A 346-nucleotide genomic window follows, 5' to 3' on the forward strand; every position below is an offset into this window, starting at 1 on the left:
GTCGGGCGCTGATACAGACCGGTGAAGGTGAACTGCAGCGCCGGCAGACCTTCGGCGGTGGTGGTCCAGGTGACCGTGCCACGACAGCCAGTCACGATCTGCTGCTGGCCGTCGTTCAGGTAATACAGCGTGACCGACTCGCCCTCGCTGCTGTGCGGCTGGTAGATAACCTCGCCGGCTTCCAGATCCTGAATTTCGGTCAGGCCACACGCGCGCAGCAGAATACCCAGCGCCGGCGCGACGACTTCGGTTTCCGTCGGAGCGGTGCCGCTACCGGATAGCGGGATCGTTACCTGAACCTGTGTATTCGGCCCGGTATTGATCTGGGCGTATCCGCCGAGGTTGT

General features: G+C 63.0%; 1 pseudogene. It reads right to left on the reverse strand.

The annotated features are described in order from the left end of the window. A pseudogene (locus DOM36_RS20360) lies at positions 1-346 on the reverse strand (hypothetical protein); the annotation flags it as partial.

This window comes from Salinicola sp. CPA57, from assembly GCF_003206035.1.
GTDB classification, from domain to species: Bacteria; Pseudomonadota; Gammaproteobacteria; order Pseudomonadales; family Halomonadaceae; genus Salinicola; species Salinicola socius.